Raw genomic sequence first — 19,561 nt, 5'->3', positions numbered from 1 at the left:
ACATCAGGGAGGTTGTTGATGACCCTTGCGCTTGCGCTCTTCGCGACCCTTCAGGCGGGGCCATCCGCAGCGCTGCCCGACGATCCGCCGGCCGAGCCGGTGGCGCAGCAGCGGGTCGAGCCTTCCGCCGAGCCCGCCGCGAGCCAGGGCGGCGACATCCTTGTCACCGCGCGCCGCCGCGAGGAGAATGTGCAGGACGTGCCGATCGCGATGTCCGTGCTCGGCGGGAACACGATTTCGTCAACGGGGGCGTTCAACGTCAACCGGCTCCAGCAGCTCCAGCCGGCGCTGCAATTCTATTCGAGCAATCCGCGCAATTCCGCGATCAACATCCGCGGGCTCGGTGCGCCGTTCGGCCTGACTAACGACGGCATCGAGCAGGGCGTCGGGCTCTATATCGATCAGGTCTATATCGGCCGCATCGGCGCCTCGACCTTCGATTTCGTCGATGTCGACCGCGTCGAGGTGCTGCGCGGGCCGCAGGGGACGCTCTACGGCAAGAACACCACCGCCGGCGCGATCAACGTCACCACCCGCGCGCCGAGCTTCACGCCCGAGGCGCGGGCGGAGGTCAGCTACGGCAACTACGATTACTTCCAGCTCAAGGCCTCGGCCTCCGCGCCGATCGCCGATGACAAGCTGGCAGTGCGCGTGTCGACCTCGATCACCAGCCGGCGCGGCACGATCTACAATGTACGCACAGACGAGTATCTGCATCGGCTCGACAATTACGGGTTCCGCGGCCAGCTCTTATGGAAGGCGACGCCGGACCTCGACATCACGCTGATGGGCGACTTCAGCCTGCAGAACCCGATGTGCTGCGTGCAATATTACGCCCGCGTCGGCGCGACCCAGCGGCCGGTCAACCGCCAATATGCCGCGCTCGCCGCCGCCTTCGGCTATGCGCCGCCGAGCACCGATCCGTTCGACCGCGTGACCGACCTCGATGCCGAGCTCAACTCGCGGCAGGAAGTGGGCGGTGCCTCGCTGGTCGCCAACTGGGACGTGGGGCCGGCGACGATCACCTCCGTGACCGCCTGGCGCTATTGGGACTGGCAGCCGGCGAACGACCGCGACTTCATCGGCCTACCGATCACCACCGTGTCGCAGAACCCGTCGCACCAGAAGCAGTTCTCGCAGGAACTGCGCATCGCCTCCAACGGCGACAATCGTCTGCAATATACGCTGGGCGCCTTCTTCTTCCGCCAGACGATCGACACCCATGGGTCGCAGGTGCAGGGTCCGGCGGCGAGCCGCTGGCTGCTCAACCCGAGCAGCGCCAATGCGAACAATCCCGCCGTGCTCGACGGGCTGACCTCCACCAACGAGATCGGCTTCAAGAACACCAGCTTCGCCGTGTTCGGCAAGCTCAACTGGGAGGTACTGCCGGGGCTGCACATCCAGCCGGGCCTGCGGCTCAACTATGATCGGAAGAGCGGTTCCTATGTCTCGGTGGTGACGACCGGGAGCGGCAGCACCAACCTCAACTCCGACCAGCGCGGCGTGCTCGCGCCGCAGAGCTACGATCCGCGGTTCAGCGATTGGAACCTGTCGGGCGACGTCACCCTGTCCTATGATTTCGCGCCGGACGTGCATGGCTATGCGACCTATGCGCGCAGCTTCAAGTCGGGCGGCATCAACCTGTCGGGCCTGCCGCTCGATGCCTCGAACAATCCGATCCTGAGCGTCGCCACGGTGAAGCCCGAGAGGGTCAACCACTATGAGGTGGGCCTGAAGACCCAGTTCGCCAATCGGCGCGTGACCCTGAACCTCGCCGGTTTCTGGACCGAGATCGACGACTATCAGGCGACCGTGACCAATGGTCAGCTGGGCGTGATCCGCGGCTATCTCGCCAATGCTGAGAAGGTGCGGGTGCGCGGCGTCGAGTTCGACGCCAGCTTCCGCCCCAGCGAGCGCCTCACCGCTTATGCCAGCGGCGCTTACACCGACGCCAAATATGAACGCTTCCCCGATGCTCCGTGCCCGCCCGAGCTCTCGGGCGGCTCTGCGGCGACCGCGGCCAACCCTGCGGCGCCTCCAGGAACGCCGGGCGGGCCGAGCCCCGCCTTCTGCGACATCTCGGGCCAGCGGCTGCCGGGCGTGTCGAAATGGTCGCTGTCCTATGGCGCCGAATACAACGTGCCGGTGCCGTCGCTCGGCGATGGGGCGCAGATCTATTTCGGCTACGACGGCAGCTATCGTTCCAACTTCTCATCCAATCCGTCGCCTTCGGCCTACACCTGGATCGGCGGCTATTCGCTGTCGAACTTCCGGCTGGGCATACGCGCGGATGGCGGGTTCAATGCCTTCGCCTGGGTGCGCAATGCGTTCGACCAGGATTATTTCGAGATGCTGTCGGTCCAGTCGGGCAGCACCGGGCTGATCGTCGGGCAGCCGGGCGATCCGCGGACCTATGGCGTGACGCTCAGCAAGTCGTTCTGAGGGTAAAAAGGGGGCGGAGCGGCACCGGTGGTTCGGAAGCTCTTCGGTGCCGCTCCGGTTTACGGGATTGGTGAAGGGGTGGTTTAGGGCAGCGCCGGCGACAAAGCCGCCGTCGGTCAGGTTCGGCTTTGCCGCCCTCCGCAGCCTTTCCAGCGATGCTGCGCATCGCCGGAACCTTTGGCTGCTTCGCCCGCCGTCCGGTCGAGGCGATGCGCTGCGCGCACCGGCGCCGTGTGACGGCGCCTTCGCCTCAACGCAAACGCCCGGGCTGTTTCCAGCCCGGGCGTCCGCGTGACGAAAGCTCGTCAGCCCCCTTGACTTTTTGCCTCGGCCCGCGCGCTCATCCTCCCTGATGAGCGGGACCAAAGCCTCCCCGAACCACGGCCGTTGTTGCCTGCGCTTCAGTGAGACTTGGCCTAAGCCGGATGACGGGCGTTGTCATTGTCCTTCGCGCCGCAGCATCACGATTGCGCGCGGGATGTGGGAATCATGCAACAGCGCGATTGCGCGCAAGGCCCACTCTCCCTAGGACCGGCGCCGAGCCCGCACGTTTCCGCGGGGGAGGACACTGAATGTTGCTCTCGCGCTACGAGCGGATGATCGCGCGCCGCTACCTGCTGCCCGGACGGGGTGAGGCCTTCATCGCGCTGGTCGCCGGAATCAGCCTGGTCGCGGTGATGCTTGGCGTCGCCGCGCTCGTCGTCGTGATGAGCGTGATGAACGGCTTTCGTGCTGAGCTGTTCGATAAGATCGTCGGGCTGAACGGCCATGCGGTGATCCAGGGCTATGGCGGCCAGCTACGTGATTGGCGGCAGGTCGTCGCCGAAGCACGGGCGACGCCGGGTGTCGTCAGCGCGACGCCACTGATCGAGCAGCCTCTAGGCGTCAGTATCAATGGCCGGTTCGAATCCGTTCTGGTGCGCGGCATGAATGTGCCGGACATCCTTAACAACCCGACGCTCAATGGGAAGGTGGTCGTCGGCTCGCTCAAGAGCTTGACCCCGGGCACCGGACGCGTGGCTATTGGTAGCCGTCTTGCCGATGCGCTTGGCGTAACGGAGGGCAGCGAGATTCAGCTGGTCAGCCCGCAAGGACCGGCGTCGCCGTTCGGCACGGTGCCGAGAATGGTGAACTACACTGTGAGCGCGATCTTCGAGGTCGGCGTCTACGACTATGACAAGGCCTTTGTGATTATGCCGATGGAGGACGCGCAGACGCTGCTGCTGATGGGCGACAGCGTCGGCATGGTCGAGCTCGACACCAATGATCCCGACCATGTCGAGCGCATCCTGGCGCCGCTCGCCGACAAGGTCGGGCGGTCGGGCCAGATCACCGACTGGCGGCAGATGAACTCGCAGCTGTTCGAGGCGCTGGCGGTCGACCGGCTGGTGACCTTCACCGTGCTGTCGATCCTGATCCTGGTCGCGGTGTTCAACATCCTGTCCTCCCTCATCATGCTGGTCCGCGCCAAGACCCGCGACATCGCGATCCTGCGCACCATGGGCGCGACGCGGATGGGGCTGACGCGCATCTTCATGACCGTGGGCACGGCGATCGGCGCAGTCGGGATCGGCGCCGGCCTGATACTCGGCTTCATCGCGCTGATCTTCCGGCAGGACATCGTGACCTTCCTTGGGTTCGTCACCGGGCGGCAGATCTGGGACCCCTCGATGCGCTACCTGACCGATCTGCCGTCCAAGACCGACCCGTTCGAGGTGCTCGGCATCGCCGCGATGGCGCTGCTGTTCAGCTTCCTCGCCACGCTCTACCCAGCCTACAAGGCGGCGAGCACCGATCCCGTGCAGGTGCTGCGCTATGAGTGATGCCGTCCTCCAGACCACCGGGCTCAAGCGCAGCTTCGAGCAGGGCGGGCAGGTGATCGAGGTGTTGCGCGGCGTCGACCTGACCGTCGGCGCGGGCGAGATCGTCGCGCTGCTGGGGCCGTCGGGCTCGGGCAAGTCGACGCTGCTGCAGGCGGTAGGACTGCTCGAGGGCGGTTTCGAGGGATCGATCCGCATCGTCGGTGCCGAGGCGGCGAAGCTCTCCAGTCCGGAACGCACCGCCACCCGGCGCGACCGGCTCGGCTTCGTCTACCAGTTCCATCACCTGCTGCCCGATTTCAGCGCAGTCGAGAACGTCATCCTGCCCCAGCTCATCCACGGCGCCACGCGCCCGGAGGCGGAGGCGCGCGCGACCGAGCTGCTCACCGCGCTCGGATTGGCGGGGCGGCTCACCCACCGGCCGAGCCAGCTCTCGGGCGGCGAGCAGCAGCGCGTCGCGGTGGCGCGCGCGCTGGCCAACCGGCCGGCGCTGGTGCTGGCGGACGAGCCCACCGGCAACCTCGACGAGGCGACAGCCAACGTGGTGCTGGAGGAATTCCTCCGGCTCGTGCGGGGGCAGGGCTCCGCCGCACTGGTCGCCACCCACAACGAGCGGCTGGCGGCGCGGATGGACCGGGTGGTGCGGCTGCATGAGGGCGTGCTCGAATGAGCAACCCGTGGCGGGAAGTTCCGACGCTGACCGGACGCCATGTCACGCTGCGACCGCTGGTGCGTGAAGACCGATCCGACCTGCTGGCGGCGTTCGCCGACGGCGATCTGATCGAGATCTTCCATACGACCGTGCCGACCGAGGCGACGATCGACGGCTGGTTCGACAAGATTCTGGGCGAGCAGGCGGCAGGGCGCAATCTGGTCTTCACCGTGCTCGATGCTGGCGGACGGGTCGTCGGAACCACGCGATTGATGCGGATGAGCGAGGCACATCGCCGGGTCGAGATCGGCGGCACGCTCTACGCCGCCAGCGTCCAGCGTACCGGCCTCAATACCGAGGCGAAGCGGATGCTGCTCGAATATGCCTTCGAGACGCTCGGGTGCCTGGTGGTCCAGATCAGGACCGATTGGCTCAATCGCGCCTCCCGCACGGCGATCGAGCGGCTCGGCGCGAAGCTCGACGGTGTCCTGCGCAATCACCTGATCCTGCCGAGCGGACACCGTCGCGACAGCGCGGTCTATTCGATCATCGCCAGTGAATGGGACGGCGTGCGCCGCAATCTCGATCTGCTGATGGCGCGCCACCGGGAGCGGCGATGAGCGACCTGACCAGCATTCCCATTACGATCGCGGACGGCGGTGCGGCGACGCTCGAGCCTTTTGCGGGCCAGGTGCTGCTGATCGTCAACGTCGCCTCGAAATGCGGGTTCACGCCGCAATATGAGGGATTGGAGGCGCTTTACCGTCGCTATCGGGACCGCGGCTTCGCGGTGCTGGGGTTTCCTTGCAACCAGTTCGGCGGGCAGGAGCCGGGAACGGCCGAGGAGATCGCGAACTTCTGTTCGCTCACCTACGACGTGACCTTTCCGCTGTTCGGCAAGATCGACGTCAACGGTGACGATGCCGCGCCGCTGTGGCGCCACCTCAAGAAGGCGGCGCCGGGCATCCTTGGGTCCGAGGCGATCAAATGGAACTTCACCAAGTTCCTCGTCGACCGTGAGGGCAGAGTGGTTGAGCGCTATGCGCCGACGACCAAACCGGCGGACATCGCGGCCGATATCGAAAAGCTGCTCTAGCCGGGAGCCGCGAAGGCATCGGCACCCTTGCGGTGCGACAGCGCCTGCATGATCGCGACCACGCCGGAGAAGGCGAAGCTGAGCCCGAGGATGAAGCCCGGCACGGCCAGTGCCGCCAGCGGCAGCATGAAGACAACGTAGAGCCCGAGCAGCACGTCGATCACGCCGAGCGCGATCATCAGCCCGCGATGGCGGCGGTAGCGGGCGCCGAAGCCGAGCTCCATCACGCCGCGCGCGACCAGCCAAGCCGCAACGAGCAAAGTCAGCGAAAAGGCGCCGGCGAGCGGACGGAACGCCATCATCACGCCCACCACCAGCGACAGGACGCCGAACAGGATGGAATAGAGCCGCCCTTCATGGCCGCGACCGAAGGCGCCGGCGGCGATGGCCGTTATGCCGGCGGCGATCAGGAAGCAGGCGACGACGAAGGTCGCGGCCAGCGTCGCACCGAAGGGCCAGAGGAACGCCAGCACGCCCAGGATCAGCGACACGATCCCGTAGATGAGGATCCAGCCCCAGCCCTTGCCGCTTCCGATATCGCTTGTGCTGTCCGCCATCGCATCTTCTCCTGTTGCGATACCGGAACAAACGCGGCTGAGCGGATTCGGCTCCCGACCGACCGAGCGGCGAAAGCTGTGGATACATTCCTCCGCCGGTCGACCGGCGGTTCCCTTGGCGGCACTCGACTGGCATAGTGCCGCCATGCCGCATTCGGGTTTCGTTCCGCTCCGCGTCCTTTCGTCGTACACGATGCTGGAAGGGGCGATCGAGCCCAAGGCGATCGCCAAGCGTGCGAAGGAGCTGGGCTTTCCCGCGGTCGCGCTGACCGACCGCAACGGCCTCTATGCGGCGATGGCCTTTTCCGACGCGTGCCGCGATGCGGGCGTGCAGCCGATCATCGGTACGCTGCTGGCGGTGGCACGGCCGGTGCCGGACGGCATCGAGGCGCCGATCGACTGGCTGGCGCTCTATGCGCAGGACAAGACCGGCTACGACAATCTCTGCAAGCTGGTGTCGATGGCGCACCTCGACCGGCCGATCGAGATCGACGCGCATGTGTCGCTCGATGCGCTGGAAGGGCTGACCGACGGCCTGATCGCGCTGACCGCCGGCGGGGAAGGGGCGCTGGTCCGGCTGCTTGCCGACGGGCAGCTGGATGCCGCCAATGCCTATGCCGCGCGACTGGAGGCGCTGTTCCCAGGCCGGCTCTACGTCGAGGTCGTCCGGCGGCTCGATGCCCAGGAAGCCCGCGCCGAGCCGGGCCTTCTCGACCTCGCCTATGCGCGCGACCTGCCGCTGGTCGCGACCAACCCCTGCTGCTTCGCCGAGGCCGAGTTCCACGAAGCGCATGACGCGATGCTGTGCATCGCCAATTCGAGCTACGTCACCAGCGAGGACCGCCCGAAAAGCTCGCCCGACGCCTGGATGAAACCGGCGAGCGAGATGAAGCTGATGTTCGCCGATCTGCCCGAGGCGCTGGCAAACACGCTGGTGGTGGCGCAGCGCTGCGCGGTGGCGGCGCCCAAGCGCAAGCCGATCCTGCCGAGCCTGGCCGGCGACCGCGAGGGCGAGGCGGCGATGCTGCGCGAGCGTTCGTTGGCGGGCCTCGAGGCGCGGCTCCGGCAATGGTCGATCACCGACGAGGAGACGGTGAAGACCTATCGCGACCGGCTCGAGTTCGAGCTCGACGTCATCATCCAGATGGGGTTCGCCGGCTATTTTCTGATCGTCGCCGACTTCATCCAATGGGCGAAGTCGCACGACATCCCGGTGGGACCGGGGCGCGGTTCGGGTGCCGGCTCGGCGGTCGCCTGGGCGCTCACCATCACCGATCTCGATCCGATCAAGCTGGGGCTGCTGTTCGAGCGCTTCCTCAACCCCGAGCGCGTGTCGATGCCGGACTTCGACATCGACTTCTGCGAAACCCGGCGCGGCGAGGTGATCCGCTACGTCCAGCAGAAATACGGCCGCGATCAGGTCGCGCAGATCATCACCTTCGGTAAGCTCAAGGCACGCGCGGTGCTGAAGGACACCGGCCGCGTGCTGCAGATGAGCTACGGCCAGGTCGACCGGCTCGCCAAGCTGGTGCCCAACCATCCGACCGATCCCTGGACGTTGGATCGCGCGCTGAACGGCGTGAGCGAGCTTGCGGCCGAATACAAGAACCACAGCGACGTCCGCCACCTGCTCGACCTGGCGATGAAGCTGGAGGGTCTGCCGCGCCACTCGTCGACCCATGCCGCGGGCGTGGTGATCGGCGACCGCCCGCTCGCCGAGCTGGTGCCGCTCTACCGCGATCCGCGCTCGGACATGCCGGTCACGCAGTTCGACATGAAGTACGTCGAAGGCGCGGGGCTGGTGAAGTTCGATTTCCTCGGCCTCAAGACGCTGTCGGTGCTCAAGAAGGCGGTCGAACTTCTGAAAGCGCGCGGGATCGTCGTCGATCTCGACGGCCTCGGCTGGGACGATCCGGGCGTCTACGAGCTGCTCCAGCGCGGCGACACGGTCGGCGTGTTCCAGCTGGAATCGGAAGGGATGCGGCGCACGCTGGCGGCGGTGCGGCCGTCGAACTTCGGCGACATCATCGCGCTCGTGTCGCTCTATCGGCCGGGGCCGATGGACAACATCCCGACCTTCGGCGCGCGCAAGAACGGGCGCGAGCCGATCGTCTATCCGCACCCGTTGCTCGAGGGCATCCTGGCCGAAACCTACGGCATCTTCGTCTATCAGGAGCAAGTGATGCAGGCGGCGCAGGTGCTGGCCGGCTATACGCTCGGCGGCGCCGACATGCTGCGCCGCGCGATGGGCAAGAAGATCAAGGCGGAGATGGACGCGCAGCGGGCGATCTTCGTCGAGGGCTGCGCCAAGGTGAACGCCATCCCCGAGGCCAAGGCGAACGAGCTGTTCGATTTGATCGACAAGTTCGCCGGCTATGGTTTCAACAAGAGCCACGCCGCGGCCTATGCGCTGCTCGCCTATCAGACCGCGTGGCTCAAGGCGCATTATCCGCACGAATTCTTCGCCGCCTCGATGTGTTTCGACATGGCGCAGACCGACAAGCTCGCGATCTTCGTCGACGACATGAAGCGGCTGGGGATCGATCGCCGGCCGCCGGACGTGAATGCGAGCGAGGCCGAGTTCAGCGTCGAGGAAGTAGGGGAGGGGCTTGCCGTCCGCTACGGCCTCGCTGCGCTCAAGGGCGTGGGCGAGCGGGCAATGGAGCTGCTGGTCGAAGAGCGGATGCGGCGGGGCGATTTCACCTCGCTCGACGATTTCGCCCGGCGCGTCGATCCGCGGCTGCTCAACAAGCGGCAGGTCGAGACGCTGGCGGCGGCGGGGGCGTTCGATGCGATCGATGAGAACCGGGCCGGCATCTTCGCGGTGGCCGAGACCATCCTCGCCGTTGCTGCGCATACGCACGAGAGCCGGACCAGCGGGCAAGGCGGACTGTTCGGCGAAGCGGACCATGGATCGGCGTCGATCCAGCTGCCCTTGAGTGCGCGCTGGACGCTGGCCGAGCGGATCAATGCCGAGAAGGACGCGTTCGGCTTCTTCTTTTCCGCGCATCCGCTCGATCGTTATCAGCATCTCGCCGCCGCGCAGGGCGCGCGGACGATCGTCGGACTCGGCGAGATCGAGATCGCAGAGGGCGCGCGGACCAGCGCTACGGTCGGCGCGCTGGTCGAGGATGCGCGCTGGCGCACCTCCGCGCGGGGGCGGCGCTATCTGATGGCGACGATCTCGGACGCCACGGGCCAGGTGCCGGTGACCTGCTTCGACGACGATGTCAGCAAGGCGCTGGAGGACACCGCGCGTGATGGCGGGTGCGGGTTGATCGGGGTGGAGCTCGACCGCCGGCCGGGTGAGGACAGCGCGCGGGTCACCGTGCGGTCGATCCGGCCGTTCGACGCTGTTGCGGGACAGGCGCGGATGCTCCTGCGGGTGCGCGTGGACACCGCCGAGGCGCTGGCCCCGCTCGCCGATCTGCTCAGCGTGCGTGCCGGCCGCTGCGAGGTGATGCTGACGTGCGATGCGCCCGGCGGGGAGGCGCAGCTGCGGCTCGGTCGCGACTTCCTCGTCGATCAGGAGCTGGTGACGCGCATCCAGTCGATCCCCGGCGTTGCGCAGGCTGCGCTAGAAAGTGCGGAACTCCGTCTCGTCGCCGGCTGATCGCGTGTTTCGTGTGTCTGGTATGTTTCCAGAAGGCTAGTCCCTCTGGACGTGCGGCCGCGTGCGGATACAATCGTCCGACCAGAACAGACGAAATGGGCGAGGAATGCTGGGACAGATGCAGGACTACGAGCTGCGCGTGATGCGCCTGCTCGACCATGCCGCGCGCGAACATGGGAGCCGCGAGATCGTCACGCGCTGGGCCGACGGCAGCGAGACGCGCACCGACTGGTCCGGCGTGGCGCACGACGCGCGGCGGTTGGCGCAGGCGCTCGAGCGGCTGGGGATGAAGCCCGGCGACCGCATCGCGACGATGGCGATGAACCACGCGCATCACCTGATCGCCTGGTACGGCGTGATCGGCATGGGTGGGGTGATCCACACGATCAACCCGCGGTTGTTCGACGACCAGCTCGCCTATATCGCCAATCATGCCGGTGATCGGGTGCTGCTTTACGATCGCGCGTTCCAGCCGATCGTCGACCGCATGAAGCCGCAGTGGACGACGATCGAGCATTATGTGGTGATGGACGGCGACGGGCCGGACAGTTTCCGTGCGCTGCTCGATGCCGAGGACGGCGATTACGCGTGGCACGAGGGTGACGAGCACGAGGCGTGCCTGATGTGCTACACCAGCGGCACGACGGGCCACCCCAAGGGCGTCATCTACTCACACCGCTCGACGGTGATCCATGCAATCACGGAGCTGCAGCCGGCCGAGTTCGACCTGTCGACCCGGGCGGTGGCGCTGCCGGTGGTGCCGATGTTCCACGCGGTCGGCTGGGGCCTGCCGTTCGCGCTGGCGGCGGTGGGCGGCAAGTTCGTGTTCTCCGCGGTCAACGAGGCCAGGGTGCTCTGCGAGCTGATGAACCGCGAGAAGGTGACGCATTCCGCCGGCGTGCCGACGGTGTGGTTCGCGATGTTCCAGCACATCGACGAGACCGGGGAGGTGCCCAGATACCTCAAGATCGTCACCATCGGCGGATCGGCGGCGCCGCGGGCGATGGTCGAGCGGATCATGCGGATGGGCATCCGCGTCAATCACGCCTGGGGCATGACCGAGACCTCGCCGATCGGGACGATGGGGGCGCCGTCGTGGGATTGGGACGACCTCAGCTTCGACCAGCAGGTCGATCAGGTCAGCAAGCAGGGCAAGGTACCGTTCGGCGTCGAGATGCGCGTGGTCGACGATGACGGCAACATCCTGCCGCGCGACGGGGTGAGCTCCGGCCGGCTGCAGGTGCGGGGGCCGTGGATCATCCAGCGCTATTATGGCGCGGACGAGGACGCGCTGACCGCGGACGGCTGGTTCGACACCGGCGACGTCGCGGTGATCCATCCCGACAACGTCATGCAGATCACCGATCGCGCCAAGGACGTGATCAAGTCGGGCGGCGAGTGGATCAGTTCGGTCGAGCTCGAGAATGCCGCGGTCGGCTGCGCCGGCGTGGCCGAGGCGGCGGCGATCGGCGTGTTCCACCCCAAGTGGGACGAGCGCCCGATCCTGCTGGTGGTGCGCAAGCCCGGCAGCGCGGTGACGGCGGAGGAGATCCAGGCGCACCTCGCCGAATGCGTCGCGAAATGGTGGCTTCCCGACGAGATCCATTTCGTCGAAACATTGCCTCACACCGCGACGGGCAAGCTGCTCAAGACCGCGATTCGGGCGCAGTACAAGGACTTCAAGCTGGCGGCGGCGTAACTTCGCCTTCGTCCTCGTCACCCCGGCGATGGCCGGGGTCCACCGGGAGGCAAGCATAGAATAAGAAGCTCAAGGGACGACACTTGAGGCGCAGTGGACCCCGGCCTTCGCCGGGGTGACGGTGGGTTGTCAGGGTTCGAAGCTTATATCCGCCACGACCGGGAAATGGTCGGACGGATAGCGTCCATCCCGATTGGTGGTCAGCGTCGCCACGTGCTTGACGGTGAAACCGCGCGACAGGATCCAGTCGATGCGGTCCGCGCCGGGCACGCCCTTGAAGCCATGGAAGGTGCCGACCGGCCCCGTGTGCGCCGTCGTCTGCCAGGCGTCGGCCACGGCCTTGGTCAGGATCGCATGCGCCTTGCTGCTGATGTCGGTGTTGAAGTCGCCGGTCACGATCACCGGCCCGGCGTGGTCCGGCTGCCGCAGATAATCGGCGATCAGCGTCGCCGCCTTCTCGCGGGCGAGATCGTCCTCGACACGATAAGGGAAATGGGTGTTGAGCAGGCGGAAGCGCTTGCCGTTCCGGGTCTCGAACACGCCCCAGGTCACCATGCGCGGCAGCGGGTGGCCCCAGCTGATGCTGCCCGGCACCGACGGCGTGTCCGACAGCCAGAAATTCCCCTGCTCGACGAGCTTGAGCCGATCGCGGCGGTAGAAGACGCCCATATGCTCGTCGCCATGGCCGCCGCGGCGGTCGATGCCGAACCAGGTGTAGTCCGGCAACTGTGCGACGATATAGTCGGCTTGATCCTTGAGCAGTTCCTGCGTGCCGATCACGTCGGGATGCTCGTTCCGGATCGTCTCGACGAGGATGTCGCGCCGATGGGCCCAGTCGTCCGGACCGTCGTCGGCGGTGCCGTAGCGGACGTTGAAGCTCATCACACGGAGCGTGTCCGGCGCGGGCCTCGCCATAGCCGTCTGCGACGCCAGCAGGGCCGCGAACATCACGAATTTCATGAAGATCGTGCTTATGCGCATAAGAAGATCCCTCCTCGGGTGCGCTCTAGCCGTGGGCCGGTCATCCGAACAGCTCCCCCTGCGGGCCTTGCGGCGGGCGGAAGAGATCGGTGCGCAGCGGCTTGCGCTCGCGGTTGAGGCCGTGTTTGCGGCAGGCGATCTGGAAGCGGGTGCGCAGCAGCTCGGCCCAGGGGCCGCTGCCGCGCATGCGGGTGAAGAAATCGGGGTCGTTGCGCCGTCCATCGCGGATCGAGCCGATCGTCGCCATCACCTTGGCCTTGCGATCGGGGAAATGCGCGTCGAGCCATGCCTCGAACAGCGGCGCGACCTCGAAGGGCAGGCGGACGGGGATGAAGCCCGCGCCATAGGCGCCGGCCCTGGCGGCGCGCTCGATCAGATGCTCCATCTCGTGGTCGGTGATCGCCGGGATCACCGGGGCGATCGAGACGACGGTCGGCACGCCCGCCGCCGCAAGCTTCGCCACCGCCGCGAGCCGCCGCTCAGGATGCGGCGCGCGCGGCTCGACGGTGCGGGCGACCTTGGGATCGAGCGAGGTGACCGACACCATCACCGCCGCCAGCCCCTTGGCCGCCATCGGCGCGAGCAGGTCGATGTCGCGCGTCACGCGATCGGACTTGGTGGTGATGGTGATCGGATGGTTGCACTCGGCGAGCAGCTCGATGCAGCTCCGCGTGATGCGCCAGTCCCCCTCGATCGGCTGATAGGGATCGGTGTTGGTGCCGAACGCGATCGGGCGGCAGACATAGCCGCGCTTCGCCAGCTCGGCACGGAGCAGGGCCGCGGCCTCGGGCTTGGCGAACAGCTTCGATTCGAAGTCGAGCCCCGGCGACAGGTCGTGATAGGCATGGGTCGGCCGCGCGAAACAGTAGATGCAGCCGTGCTCGCAGCCGCGATAGGGATTGATCGAGCGGTCGAACGGCACGTCGGGCGACTGGTTGCGGGTGATGATCGTCTTCGGCCGCTCGACGGTTACGGTGGTGCGCAGCGGTGGCGGCGCGCCGTCGATCCCCTCGCGGTCGTCGAGCCAGTCGCCGTCGGCCTGCCGTTCGGGCAGGCTGAAGCGGGTGCTCTCGCGGTTGACGGTGGCACCGCGGACGGGTCGCGTCTTGGCCATTGCGCGAGACTAGGCGGCGCTCTAGAACAAATCAAGAACAATGGAGGCGGATATGGCGAGGTTGAACTATGTCGAGCTGCCGGTGCGGGATATCGCCGGCGTGAGAGGCTTTTACGAAACGGCGTTCGGATGGCGCTTCGCCGAGTTCGGGCCGAGCTATGCCGCGACCGTGAGCGGTGACGTCGACATGGGGCTGCAGGGCGACTCGGGCGAATGGACCGCGCAGCTGCTGCCGGTGATCCAGGTCGAGAATCTGGAGGATGCGCTGGCGAAGGTGAGGGCGGCGGGTGGCGTGGTGACGCGGCCGATCTTCGCCTTCCCGGGCGGACGGCGCTTTCACTTTCGCGATCCGCAGGGGCACGAGCTGGCGGCGATGGCGCCGGACGAATAGTGGAGCATGATGCCGAACCTTCGGCATTCGCCGTCATCCCGGCTTTCGCCGGGATGACGCTGAGGATATGTGGCCAGCCTTAGCAAAAGGGGAAAGCGACGAATGAAATCTTGGATGTTGGCGGCGGCGATGCTCACCGCTGCACCGGCTATGGCCGAGGACAAGGCCGACAAGATGCTCGACCTCTCCAACCCGGAGGTGGTCGCCGCGGCAGTGCGTGACGCCGGCTACAAGGCCGAGCTCAAGACCAACAGCAAGGGCGAGCCTTATATCTCCAGCTCGACCAACGGCTCCGATTTCACCGTCGAGTTCTACGGCTGCGAAGGCGTGAAGAACTGCGGCTCCTTCCAGTTCTACAGCTGGTACAAGAAGGACCCGTTCTACACGCTCGAGCTGGTCAATGAGTGGAACGCGAAGAAGCGCTTCATGAAGATCGCGATCGACGGTGACGGCGACCTCGCGCAGTACATGGATTTCACCGCGGTGGGGCAGAGCAGCCAGAAGGCGTTCGCCGACATGCTCGACTGGTATACGGTGATGGATGCCGATCTCAGCAAGTTCCTGAGCGAGAAGCGCGCGGCGGCGGCGAAGCCGGCGTCATAGAGCCTCCGGCACCGGTTGAATCGTGCTCCTGCGAAAGCAGGAGCCCGGGCCGCAAGCGAGACAGCGTCAATCCAGTGCTCCTGCTTTCGCAGGAGCACGATTCACATTCCATTCCCCCTCGACGGGATGGATCACCGCCATCCGAGAGCGGGCGCCACGTGCTTCAATATGGCCTCGATGACGTGGGCGTTATACTCGACGCCGAGCTGGTTGGGGACGGTGAGCAGCAGCGTGTCCGCCTCGGCGATCGCCTCGTCCGCCTTCAGCTGCTCCACCAGCCGGTCAGGCTCGGCGGCGTAGGATCGCCCGAACACGGCGCGCATGTTGTCGATGATGCCGATCTGGTCGCTGCTGTCGTCGCGCCCGAAATAGGCACGGTCGCGATCGTCGACGAGCGCGAAGATCGACCGTGAGACGGAGACGCGCGGCTCGCGGGCATGGCCGGCGTCCTTCCAGGCCTCGCGATAGGCGCGGATCTGCTTCGCCTGCTGGACGTGGAACGGCTCGCCGGTCTCATCGGCCTTCAGCGTCGAGCTCTGCAGGTTCATGCCCATCTGCGCGGCCCAGATCGCGGTCGCGTTGGATGCGGAACCCCACCAGATGCGCTCGCGCAGCCCTTCCGAATGGGGTTCGAGGCGCAGCAGGCCGGGCGGATTGGGGAACATCGGGCGCGGATTGGGCTGCGCGAAGCCTTCGCCCTTCAGCAGATCGAGGAAGACCTCGGCATGGCGGCGGCCCATGTCGGCGTCGCTCTGTCCATCCGCCGGCGCATAGCCGAAGTGGCGCCAGCCATCGATCACCTGCTCGGGCGAGCCGCGGCTGATGCCGAGCTGGAGCCGCCCGCCGCCGATCAGGTCCGCCGCGCCGGCATCCTCCGCCATGTAGAAGGGGTTCTCGTAGCGCATGTCGATCACGCCGGTGCCGATCTCGATGCGCCTGGTGCGCGCGCCGATCGCCGCCAGCAGGGGGAAGGGCGAGGCGAGCTGCCGCGCGAAATGGTGGACCCGGAAGTAAGCGCCGTTCGCGCCCAATTCCTCCGCCGCCACCGCGAGCTCGATCGACTGCAGCAGCACGTCGGCAGCGGTCCGCGTCGCCGACTGGGGAGACGGGGACCAGTGTCCGAACGAAAGGAAGCCGATCTTCTTCATACGATCCATCCGAGCTTGAACTTCGTGGAAGGGAGCTGGCGTCGCCCGGCTCCCGCCGCAAGCCATTCCTCGGAATGTCACCGTTTATGATTTGATGCTTGAGATTGGCGGATTCGATGCGTTCGGAACCGGGTTCGACGTACAGGCTTCAGCAATCATCGTCATGCCGGGCTCGACCCGGTATGACGACGGTTATGGACGCGGCCAGGGCTCCTGCTTTCGCAGGAGCACGATCCAGCCGCTTCTATCGCTCCTTCAGCCGCGGCATCAGCTCGACGAAATTGCAGGGCTTGTGGCGGATGTCGAGCTGGCTGGCGAGGATGCCGTCCCAGCCGTCGCGGACGGCGCCGGTCGAACCGGGGAGGGCGAAGATGTAGGTGCCGCGCGCGACGCAGGCGCAGGCGCGCGACTGCACCGTCGAGGTGCCGATCTTCTGATAGCTCAGCAGGCGGAACAGCTCGCCGAAGCCGGGGATCGGCTTGTCCTGCACCCGCTCCAGCGCTTCGGGCGTGACGTCGCGGCCGGTGACGCCGGTGCCACCGGTGGTGATCACGCAGTCGACCTCGGGGTCGTCGACCCACGCGGCGAGCCTGGCGGTGATGGCGGCGACGTCGTCGGGCACGATCAGGCGATCGGCTAGCTCATGGCCGGCGGCGGTCAGCCGCTCGACCAGCGCGTCGCCGGAGCGGTCGGTGTCAGGCGTACGGGTATCCGATACGGTGAGCACCGCGATCCGGACCGGCCGGAACGCGATCATCTTGTCAATCGGCGTCTCGTCAATCGGCACGGGTGAGCGCGGAGATGGCCTCGGAATAGGTGACCGGCGCGGCGGGCTTCGCCGGCAGGACGCCACCTGGACGCGCGGCCACGCGCACCGCGCTCGCGCCGCTCATGCCGGGGAACTTGGGCCACAGCCCCTGCGCCAGCGCCGCCCGGCTGGCGGAGTGCTTGCCGGCCTGCGCCTCGTACATCCAGTAGTTGCGCAGCACCGTCAGCACGTAGCCGCGCGTTTCCCAATAGGGGATCGATTCGATGTAGAGCAGCGGATCGCCGCCGTCGCGCATCTGCGTGTTCCACATCGCGACCGGCAGCGGGCCGGCGTTGTAGGCGGCGATCACCTTAGGGAGCAGGCCCTGGGTGCAGGGCTGGTCGCGGAGCTGCTCGAGATAGCTCTGCCCCACTTCCATGTTGGTCGAGGGCCGGGTGAGCGACGCGCGGTCGAGCCCGGCGAGACCCTTGGCGCGGGCAATGTCGGTCGCGGCCGCCGGCATGATCTGCATCAGGCCATAGGCGCCGGCAGGGCTCACCACGCCGATGCGGAAGCGCGATTCCTGGAGAGTGTGGGCGTAGACCAGCGCCTTGTCGACGCGCCAGCCGCCATCCGGCGTCCAGTTCGGCATCGGATAGCGGGCGGCGATCGCCGGATGCGCGCCGACGGGACCGTTGTGCGACATCCAGAGCTGGGTCGCGGGCAGGTTGAGGCGGCCGGCGAGGCGGGTCAGCGCGGCATATTCGGCCGGGTTGCCGATACGGGCCTGCTGGCGGATCACGTCGTCGGCGAGGTCCGTCTCGCCGATCTCGGCCAGTGCCGCGGCGACGCGGACGTTGGGGCGGCGCTCGAGCAGCTGCCAGTCCTCGGCGGTGGTCTTCTCGCCTGGCGCGGCGGTGCGGGCGTCGATGCCGAGCGATTCGCGGGCGAGCTGGCCGTAGAAGGTCTCGACATATTGCGCGGCGTTCTGGAGCCGGCCCTGGACGAGGTCCGGGCGGCCCGAGGCCATGTCGGCGCGCGAGGCCCAGTAGAGGCCGGCGGCGCGCAGGTCGGTGTCGGCGGCACGCTGGGCGACGCTGGCGAAGGCGGCCGCGGCGGCGGCATAGTCGCGGCTGCGCCAGGCGGCGAGACCGGCGACCCAGTCGGCCGGCGCAGCCCAGTCGCCGGTCCCCGACCGCGCGAGCGCTGCGACCCGGCGAGCAGACGCGTCGTCGTTCGAGACGTAGTAGATCCAGGCAACCTTCTGACGCCACTCGGTCAGCGCCTCGGGCGTGAGCTCGTTCGCCTTGGCCTCGACCAACGCTTCGGCCTCGGCGCCGCGATCGGCCTTGATCAGCGGCTGCATCGTGCGGGCGAGCTCGGCGGCGGCGGCATCGCTGCGGGCGGTGGATTTCACGCGCCGGCGATTGGGTGCGCCGTCGTACCAGATGAGCTGCTGCGCGGTCGGAAGCGCGGGCAGGTCGACCGCGCCGCGGGCCTGGGCAAGTCGTGCGATCTGCGGTGCCTGCGGCAGCTCCGGCGCGTCGGCGAGGAGCTGGGTGAGTTGCGAGACATCGACCTTGGGCGAGCCCTTGGCGGTGTAGAGCTGGGCACGGGCGAAGGCGTGGAGCGGGCCCGGCTTCATCGCGTCGAGCTGGATCTGGGCGTCGGTCCAGCGGCTTTCGCGGATCGCGGCGAACACCGCGCGATAGGCGGAGCGCTGGCCGGCATCGAGCTGGTCGGGAATGCCGTCGCCCTGCGGCGCGGCGGAAGTGGTGGCGTAGCGCTGCTCTGGCGCCGCATCGGAAGCGGTCGCCGGCGCTGCGCCGGCATGGGCGACCGCCGGCAGGGTCATCGCGGCAATGGCAATCAGGAACGCGGAGCGCATCAGCGCAATCCCCCCATAAGCAACTGCAAGTCCCTCCAGGCTTCCGCCTTGGCTGCTGGCCGCTCCAGGAGGAAACGCGGGTGCCAGCTCACGACCGCGTCCACCGTGCCGACTTCAAGGTTAACCGATCTTAAACTTCCACGGGCCCGTGCACTGTCCGTCCCGATCAAGGCACGGCTCGCCGCTGAACCGACCACGAGCAGCCGTTTCGGGGCGGCGAGGGCGATGTGGTGGCGCAGGAGCGTCGTGAGCTCGGGCAGCATCTCGGGGGGCAGGCGGCCGCCGACCGGACGGGCGAGGGCGAGCGCGGCGAGATGGATGCCCGCGCGGTCGCGGCCGATCGCGGCGAGCATCCGGTCGAACAGGCGACCGGGAGCGCCGTCGAGCAGCGCTTCGCCCTCCGGGCAGTCGACGACGATCATCAGATCGGCGGCCGGATCGCCTTCGGGGGCGAGCAGGGGCATTCCCCAGCCGGTCTCGGGCGCATCGGGGCCGGTGCGCCAGGCGACGAAGCTTTCGAGCGTGGCGGGAAGCGGCGCGGCCGTCGCTTCCGCTTCCGCCGGCAGAGGCGCGGCGGCCGTAGCGGCAATCAGCGCTGCCTGGACGCGCCAGTCGCGCGGCTGGTCGGCGACGAGCGTGTCGACGCCCGCCTCCCGCCACCAATCGAGCGCGCTTTGCGCGAGCTCCTGCCAATCGTGATGCTGGTCCGCCCCCATCGCCATCCATTAGAATCCTAGCTTGACGCAGCCGTCAATCTGCCCAAACCGGAGCGAGGACAAGACGTTGCCGCGACGCGACGACAGGGGTCG

Annotated in this window: 16 protein-coding genes; 9 read left to right on the top strand and 7 right to left on the bottom strand. The window is 67.4% G+C overall.

Annotation, left to right across the window (positions count from 1 at the left end; all coding sequences use genetic code 11):
- Positions 1 to 18: 18 nt before the first annotated feature.
- From AC2YHA_RS05295 to AC2YHA_RS05275, 5 genes are all read left to right on the top strand, one after another.
- Entirely contained in the window at positions 19 to 2,442 is a 2,424-nt protein-coding gene (locus AC2YHA_RS05295) for a TonB-dependent receptor (protein ID WP_487400644.1), read from the top strand.
- A gap of 572 nt (positions 2,443 to 3,014) precedes the next feature.
- Complete coding sequence (locus AC2YHA_RS05290) at positions 3,015 to 4,265, top strand: lipoprotein-releasing ABC transporter permease subunit (protein WP_487400643.1); 1,251 nt, start codon at positions 3,015 to 3,017, stop codon at positions 4,263 to 4,265.
- A complete protein-coding gene (locus AC2YHA_RS05285; protein WP_233782329.1) occupies positions 4,258 to 4,932 on the top strand; it encodes an ABC transporter ATP-binding protein in 675 nt (224 codons plus the stop codon). Before AC2YHA_RS05290 ends, AC2YHA_RS05285 begins: the two co-directional genes overlap by 8 nt.
- The gene (locus AC2YHA_RS05280; protein WP_233782330.1) at positions 4,929 to 5,534 is read left to right on the top strand and encodes a GNAT family N-acetyltransferase; all 606 of its coding nucleotides are present in this window, start codon (positions 4,929 to 4,931) and stop codon (positions 5,532 to 5,534) included. The genes AC2YHA_RS05285 and AC2YHA_RS05280 overlap by 4 nt, the downstream gene beginning before the upstream one ends.
- Positions 5,531 to 6,010 (top strand): glutathione peroxidase, encoded by a 480-nt coding sequence (locus AC2YHA_RS05275; protein ID WP_487400642.1) that lies wholly within the window; start codon positions 5,531 to 5,533, stop codon positions 6,008 to 6,010. The genes AC2YHA_RS05280 and AC2YHA_RS05275 overlap by 4 nt, the downstream gene beginning before the upstream one ends.
- On the opposite strand, the gene AC2YHA_RS05270 is transcribed toward AC2YHA_RS05275, so the two are convergent.
- Positions 6,007 to 6,567 (bottom strand): HdeD family acid-resistance protein, encoded by a 561-nt coding sequence (locus AC2YHA_RS05270; RefSeq protein WP_487400641.1) that lies wholly within the window; start codon positions 6,565 to 6,567, stop codon positions 6,007 to 6,009. The genes AC2YHA_RS05275 and AC2YHA_RS05270 overlap by 4 nt on opposite strands.
- Before the next feature lie 145 nt (positions 6,568 to 6,712).
- Here AC2YHA_RS05270 and dnaE point away from each other — a divergent pair, with 145 nt between their 5' ends.
- On the top strand, positions 6,713 to 10,180 hold the full coding sequence (gene dnaE / locus AC2YHA_RS05265) for a DNA polymerase III subunit alpha (protein WP_487401704.1): 3,468 nt from the start codon (positions 6,713 to 6,715) through the stop codon (positions 10,178 to 10,180).
- Between the two features lie 106 nt (positions 10,181 to 10,286).
- Positions 10,287 to 11,879 carry a long-chain fatty acid--CoA ligase gene (locus AC2YHA_RS05260; protein WP_487400640.1) on the top strand — a complete coding sequence of 531 codons (1,593 nt, stop codon included), beginning with the start codon at positions 10,287 to 10,289 and terminating at the stop codon, positions 11,877 to 11,879.
- Positions 11,880 to 12,008: 129 nt separating this feature from the next.
- Here AC2YHA_RS05260 and AC2YHA_RS05255 read toward each other — a convergent pair whose 3' ends face one another.
- Positions 12,009 to 12,839, bottom strand: a complete 831-nt coding sequence (locus tag AC2YHA_RS05255; protein ID WP_487400639.1) for an endonuclease/exonuclease/phosphatase family protein — start codon at positions 12,837 to 12,839, stop codon at positions 12,009 to 12,011.
- A 61-nt stretch (positions 12,840 to 12,900) separates the two neighbouring features.
- A complete protein-coding gene (locus AC2YHA_RS05250; protein WP_487400638.1) occupies positions 12,901 to 13,974 on the bottom strand; it encodes a PA0069 family radical SAM protein in 1,074 nt (357 codons plus the stop codon).
- 52 nt (positions 13,975 to 14,026) lie between these two features.
- On the opposite strand from AC2YHA_RS05250, the gene AC2YHA_RS05245 reads away from it, so the two are divergent.
- Both AC2YHA_RS05245 and AC2YHA_RS05240 read left to right on the top strand, forming a co-directional pair.
- Complete coding sequence (locus tag AC2YHA_RS05245) at positions 14,027 to 14,365, top strand: VOC family protein (RefSeq protein WP_487400637.1); 339 nt, start codon at positions 14,027 to 14,029, stop codon at positions 14,363 to 14,365.
- Between the two features lie 102 nt (positions 14,366 to 14,467).
- Positions 14,468 to 14,968, top strand: coding sequence for a YbjN domain-containing protein (locus tag AC2YHA_RS05240; RefSeq protein ID WP_233782337.1), 501 nt, complete (start codon positions 14,468 to 14,470; stop codon positions 14,966 to 14,968).
- Between the two features lie 131 nt (positions 14,969 to 15,099).
- On the opposite strand, the gene AC2YHA_RS05235 is transcribed toward AC2YHA_RS05240, so the two are convergent.
- The 4 genes from AC2YHA_RS05235 to AC2YHA_RS05220 form a co-directional block, all read right to left on the bottom strand.
- Entirely contained in the window at positions 15,100 to 16,116 is a 1,017-nt protein-coding gene (locus AC2YHA_RS05235) for an LLM class flavin-dependent oxidoreductase (protein ID WP_487400636.1), read from the bottom strand.
- Positions 16,117 to 16,360: 244 nt separating this feature from the next.
- Complete coding sequence (moaB, locus tag AC2YHA_RS05230) at positions 16,361 to 16,873, bottom strand: molybdenum cofactor biosynthesis protein B (protein ID WP_487400635.1); 513 nt, start codon at positions 16,871 to 16,873, stop codon at positions 16,361 to 16,363.
- A gap of 19 nt (positions 16,874 to 16,892) precedes the next feature.
- Positions 16,893 to 18,752 carry a lytic transglycosylase domain-containing protein gene (locus tag AC2YHA_RS05225; protein ID WP_487400634.1) on the bottom strand — a complete coding sequence of 620 codons (1,860 nt, stop codon included), beginning with the start codon at positions 18,750 to 18,752 and terminating at the stop codon, positions 16,893 to 16,895.
- Positions 18,752 to 19,474, bottom strand: a complete 723-nt coding sequence (locus AC2YHA_RS05220; protein ID WP_487400633.1) for a uracil-DNA glycosylase family protein — start codon at positions 19,472 to 19,474, stop codon at positions 18,752 to 18,754. The genes AC2YHA_RS05225 and AC2YHA_RS05220 overlap by 1 nt, the downstream gene beginning before the upstream one ends.
- Positions 19,475 to 19,561 lie beyond the last annotated feature (87 nt).

Source organism: Sphingomonas sp. SRI_018, assembly GCF_057586275.1.
The sequence above is the reverse complement of the archived record's forward strand: the minus strand, read 5'-3'. Positions and strand labels throughout refer to the sequence as shown.

What these genes read in the sequence shown, in the direction of transcription:
- AC2YHA_RS05295 (WP_487400644.1), top strand. Translation starts at nt 19, where the DNA reads ATGACCCTTGCGCTTGCGCTCTTCGCGACCCTTCAGGCGGGGCCATCC.
- AC2YHA_RS05290 (WP_487400643.1), top strand. Translation starts at nt 3,015, where the DNA reads ATGTTGCTCTCGCGCTACGAGCGGATGATCGCGCGCCGCTACCTGCTG.
- AC2YHA_RS05285 (WP_233782329.1), top strand. Translation starts at nt 4,258, where the DNA reads ATGAGTGATGCCGTCCTCCAGACCACCGGGCTCAAGCGCAGCTTCGAG.
- AC2YHA_RS05280 (WP_233782330.1), top strand. Translation starts at nt 4,929, where the DNA reads ATGAGCAACCCGTGGCGGGAAGTTCCGACGCTGACCGGACGCCATGTC.
- AC2YHA_RS05275 (WP_487400642.1), top strand. Translation starts at nt 5,531, where the DNA reads ATGAGCGACCTGACCAGCATTCCCATTACGATCGCGGACGGCGGTGCG.
- AC2YHA_RS05270 (WP_487400641.1), bottom strand. Translation starts at nt 6,567, where the DNA reads ATGGCGGACAGCACAAGCGATATCGGAAGCGGCAAGGGCTGGGGCTGG.
- dnaE (WP_487401704.1), top strand. Translation starts at nt 6,713, where the DNA reads ATGCCGCATTCGGGTTTCGTTCCGCTCCGCGTCCTTTCGTCGTACACG.
- AC2YHA_RS05260 (WP_487400640.1), top strand. Translation starts at nt 10,287, where the DNA reads ATGCTGGGACAGATGCAGGACTACGAGCTGCGCGTGATGCGCCTGCTC.
- AC2YHA_RS05255 (WP_487400639.1), bottom strand. Translation starts at nt 12,839, where the DNA reads ATGAAATTCGTGATGTTCGCGGCCCTGCTGGCGTCGCAGACGGCTATG.
- AC2YHA_RS05250 (WP_487400638.1), bottom strand. Translation starts at nt 13,974, where the DNA reads ATGGCCAAGACGCGACCCGTCCGCGGTGCCACCGTCAACCGCGAGAGC.
- AC2YHA_RS05245 (WP_487400637.1), top strand. Translation starts at nt 14,027, where the DNA reads ATGGCGAGGTTGAACTATGTCGAGCTGCCGGTGCGGGATATCGCCGGC.
- AC2YHA_RS05240 (WP_233782337.1), top strand. Translation starts at nt 14,468, where the DNA reads ATGAAATCTTGGATGTTGGCGGCGGCGATGCTCACCGCTGCACCGGCT.
- AC2YHA_RS05235 (WP_487400636.1), bottom strand. Translation starts at nt 16,116, where the DNA reads ATGAAGAAGATCGGCTTCCTTTCGTTCGGACACTGGTCCCCGTCTCCC.
- moaB (WP_487400635.1), bottom strand. Translation starts at nt 16,873, where the DNA reads ATGATCGCGTTCCGGCCGGTCCGGATCGCGGTGCTCACCGTATCGGAT.
- AC2YHA_RS05225 (WP_487400634.1), bottom strand. Translation starts at nt 18,752, where the DNA reads ATGCGCTCCGCGTTCCTGATTGCCATTGCCGCGATGACCCTGCCGGCG.
- AC2YHA_RS05220 (WP_487400633.1), bottom strand. Translation starts at nt 19,474, where the DNA reads ATGGCGATGGGGGCGGACCAGCATCACGATTGGCAGGAGCTCGCGCAA.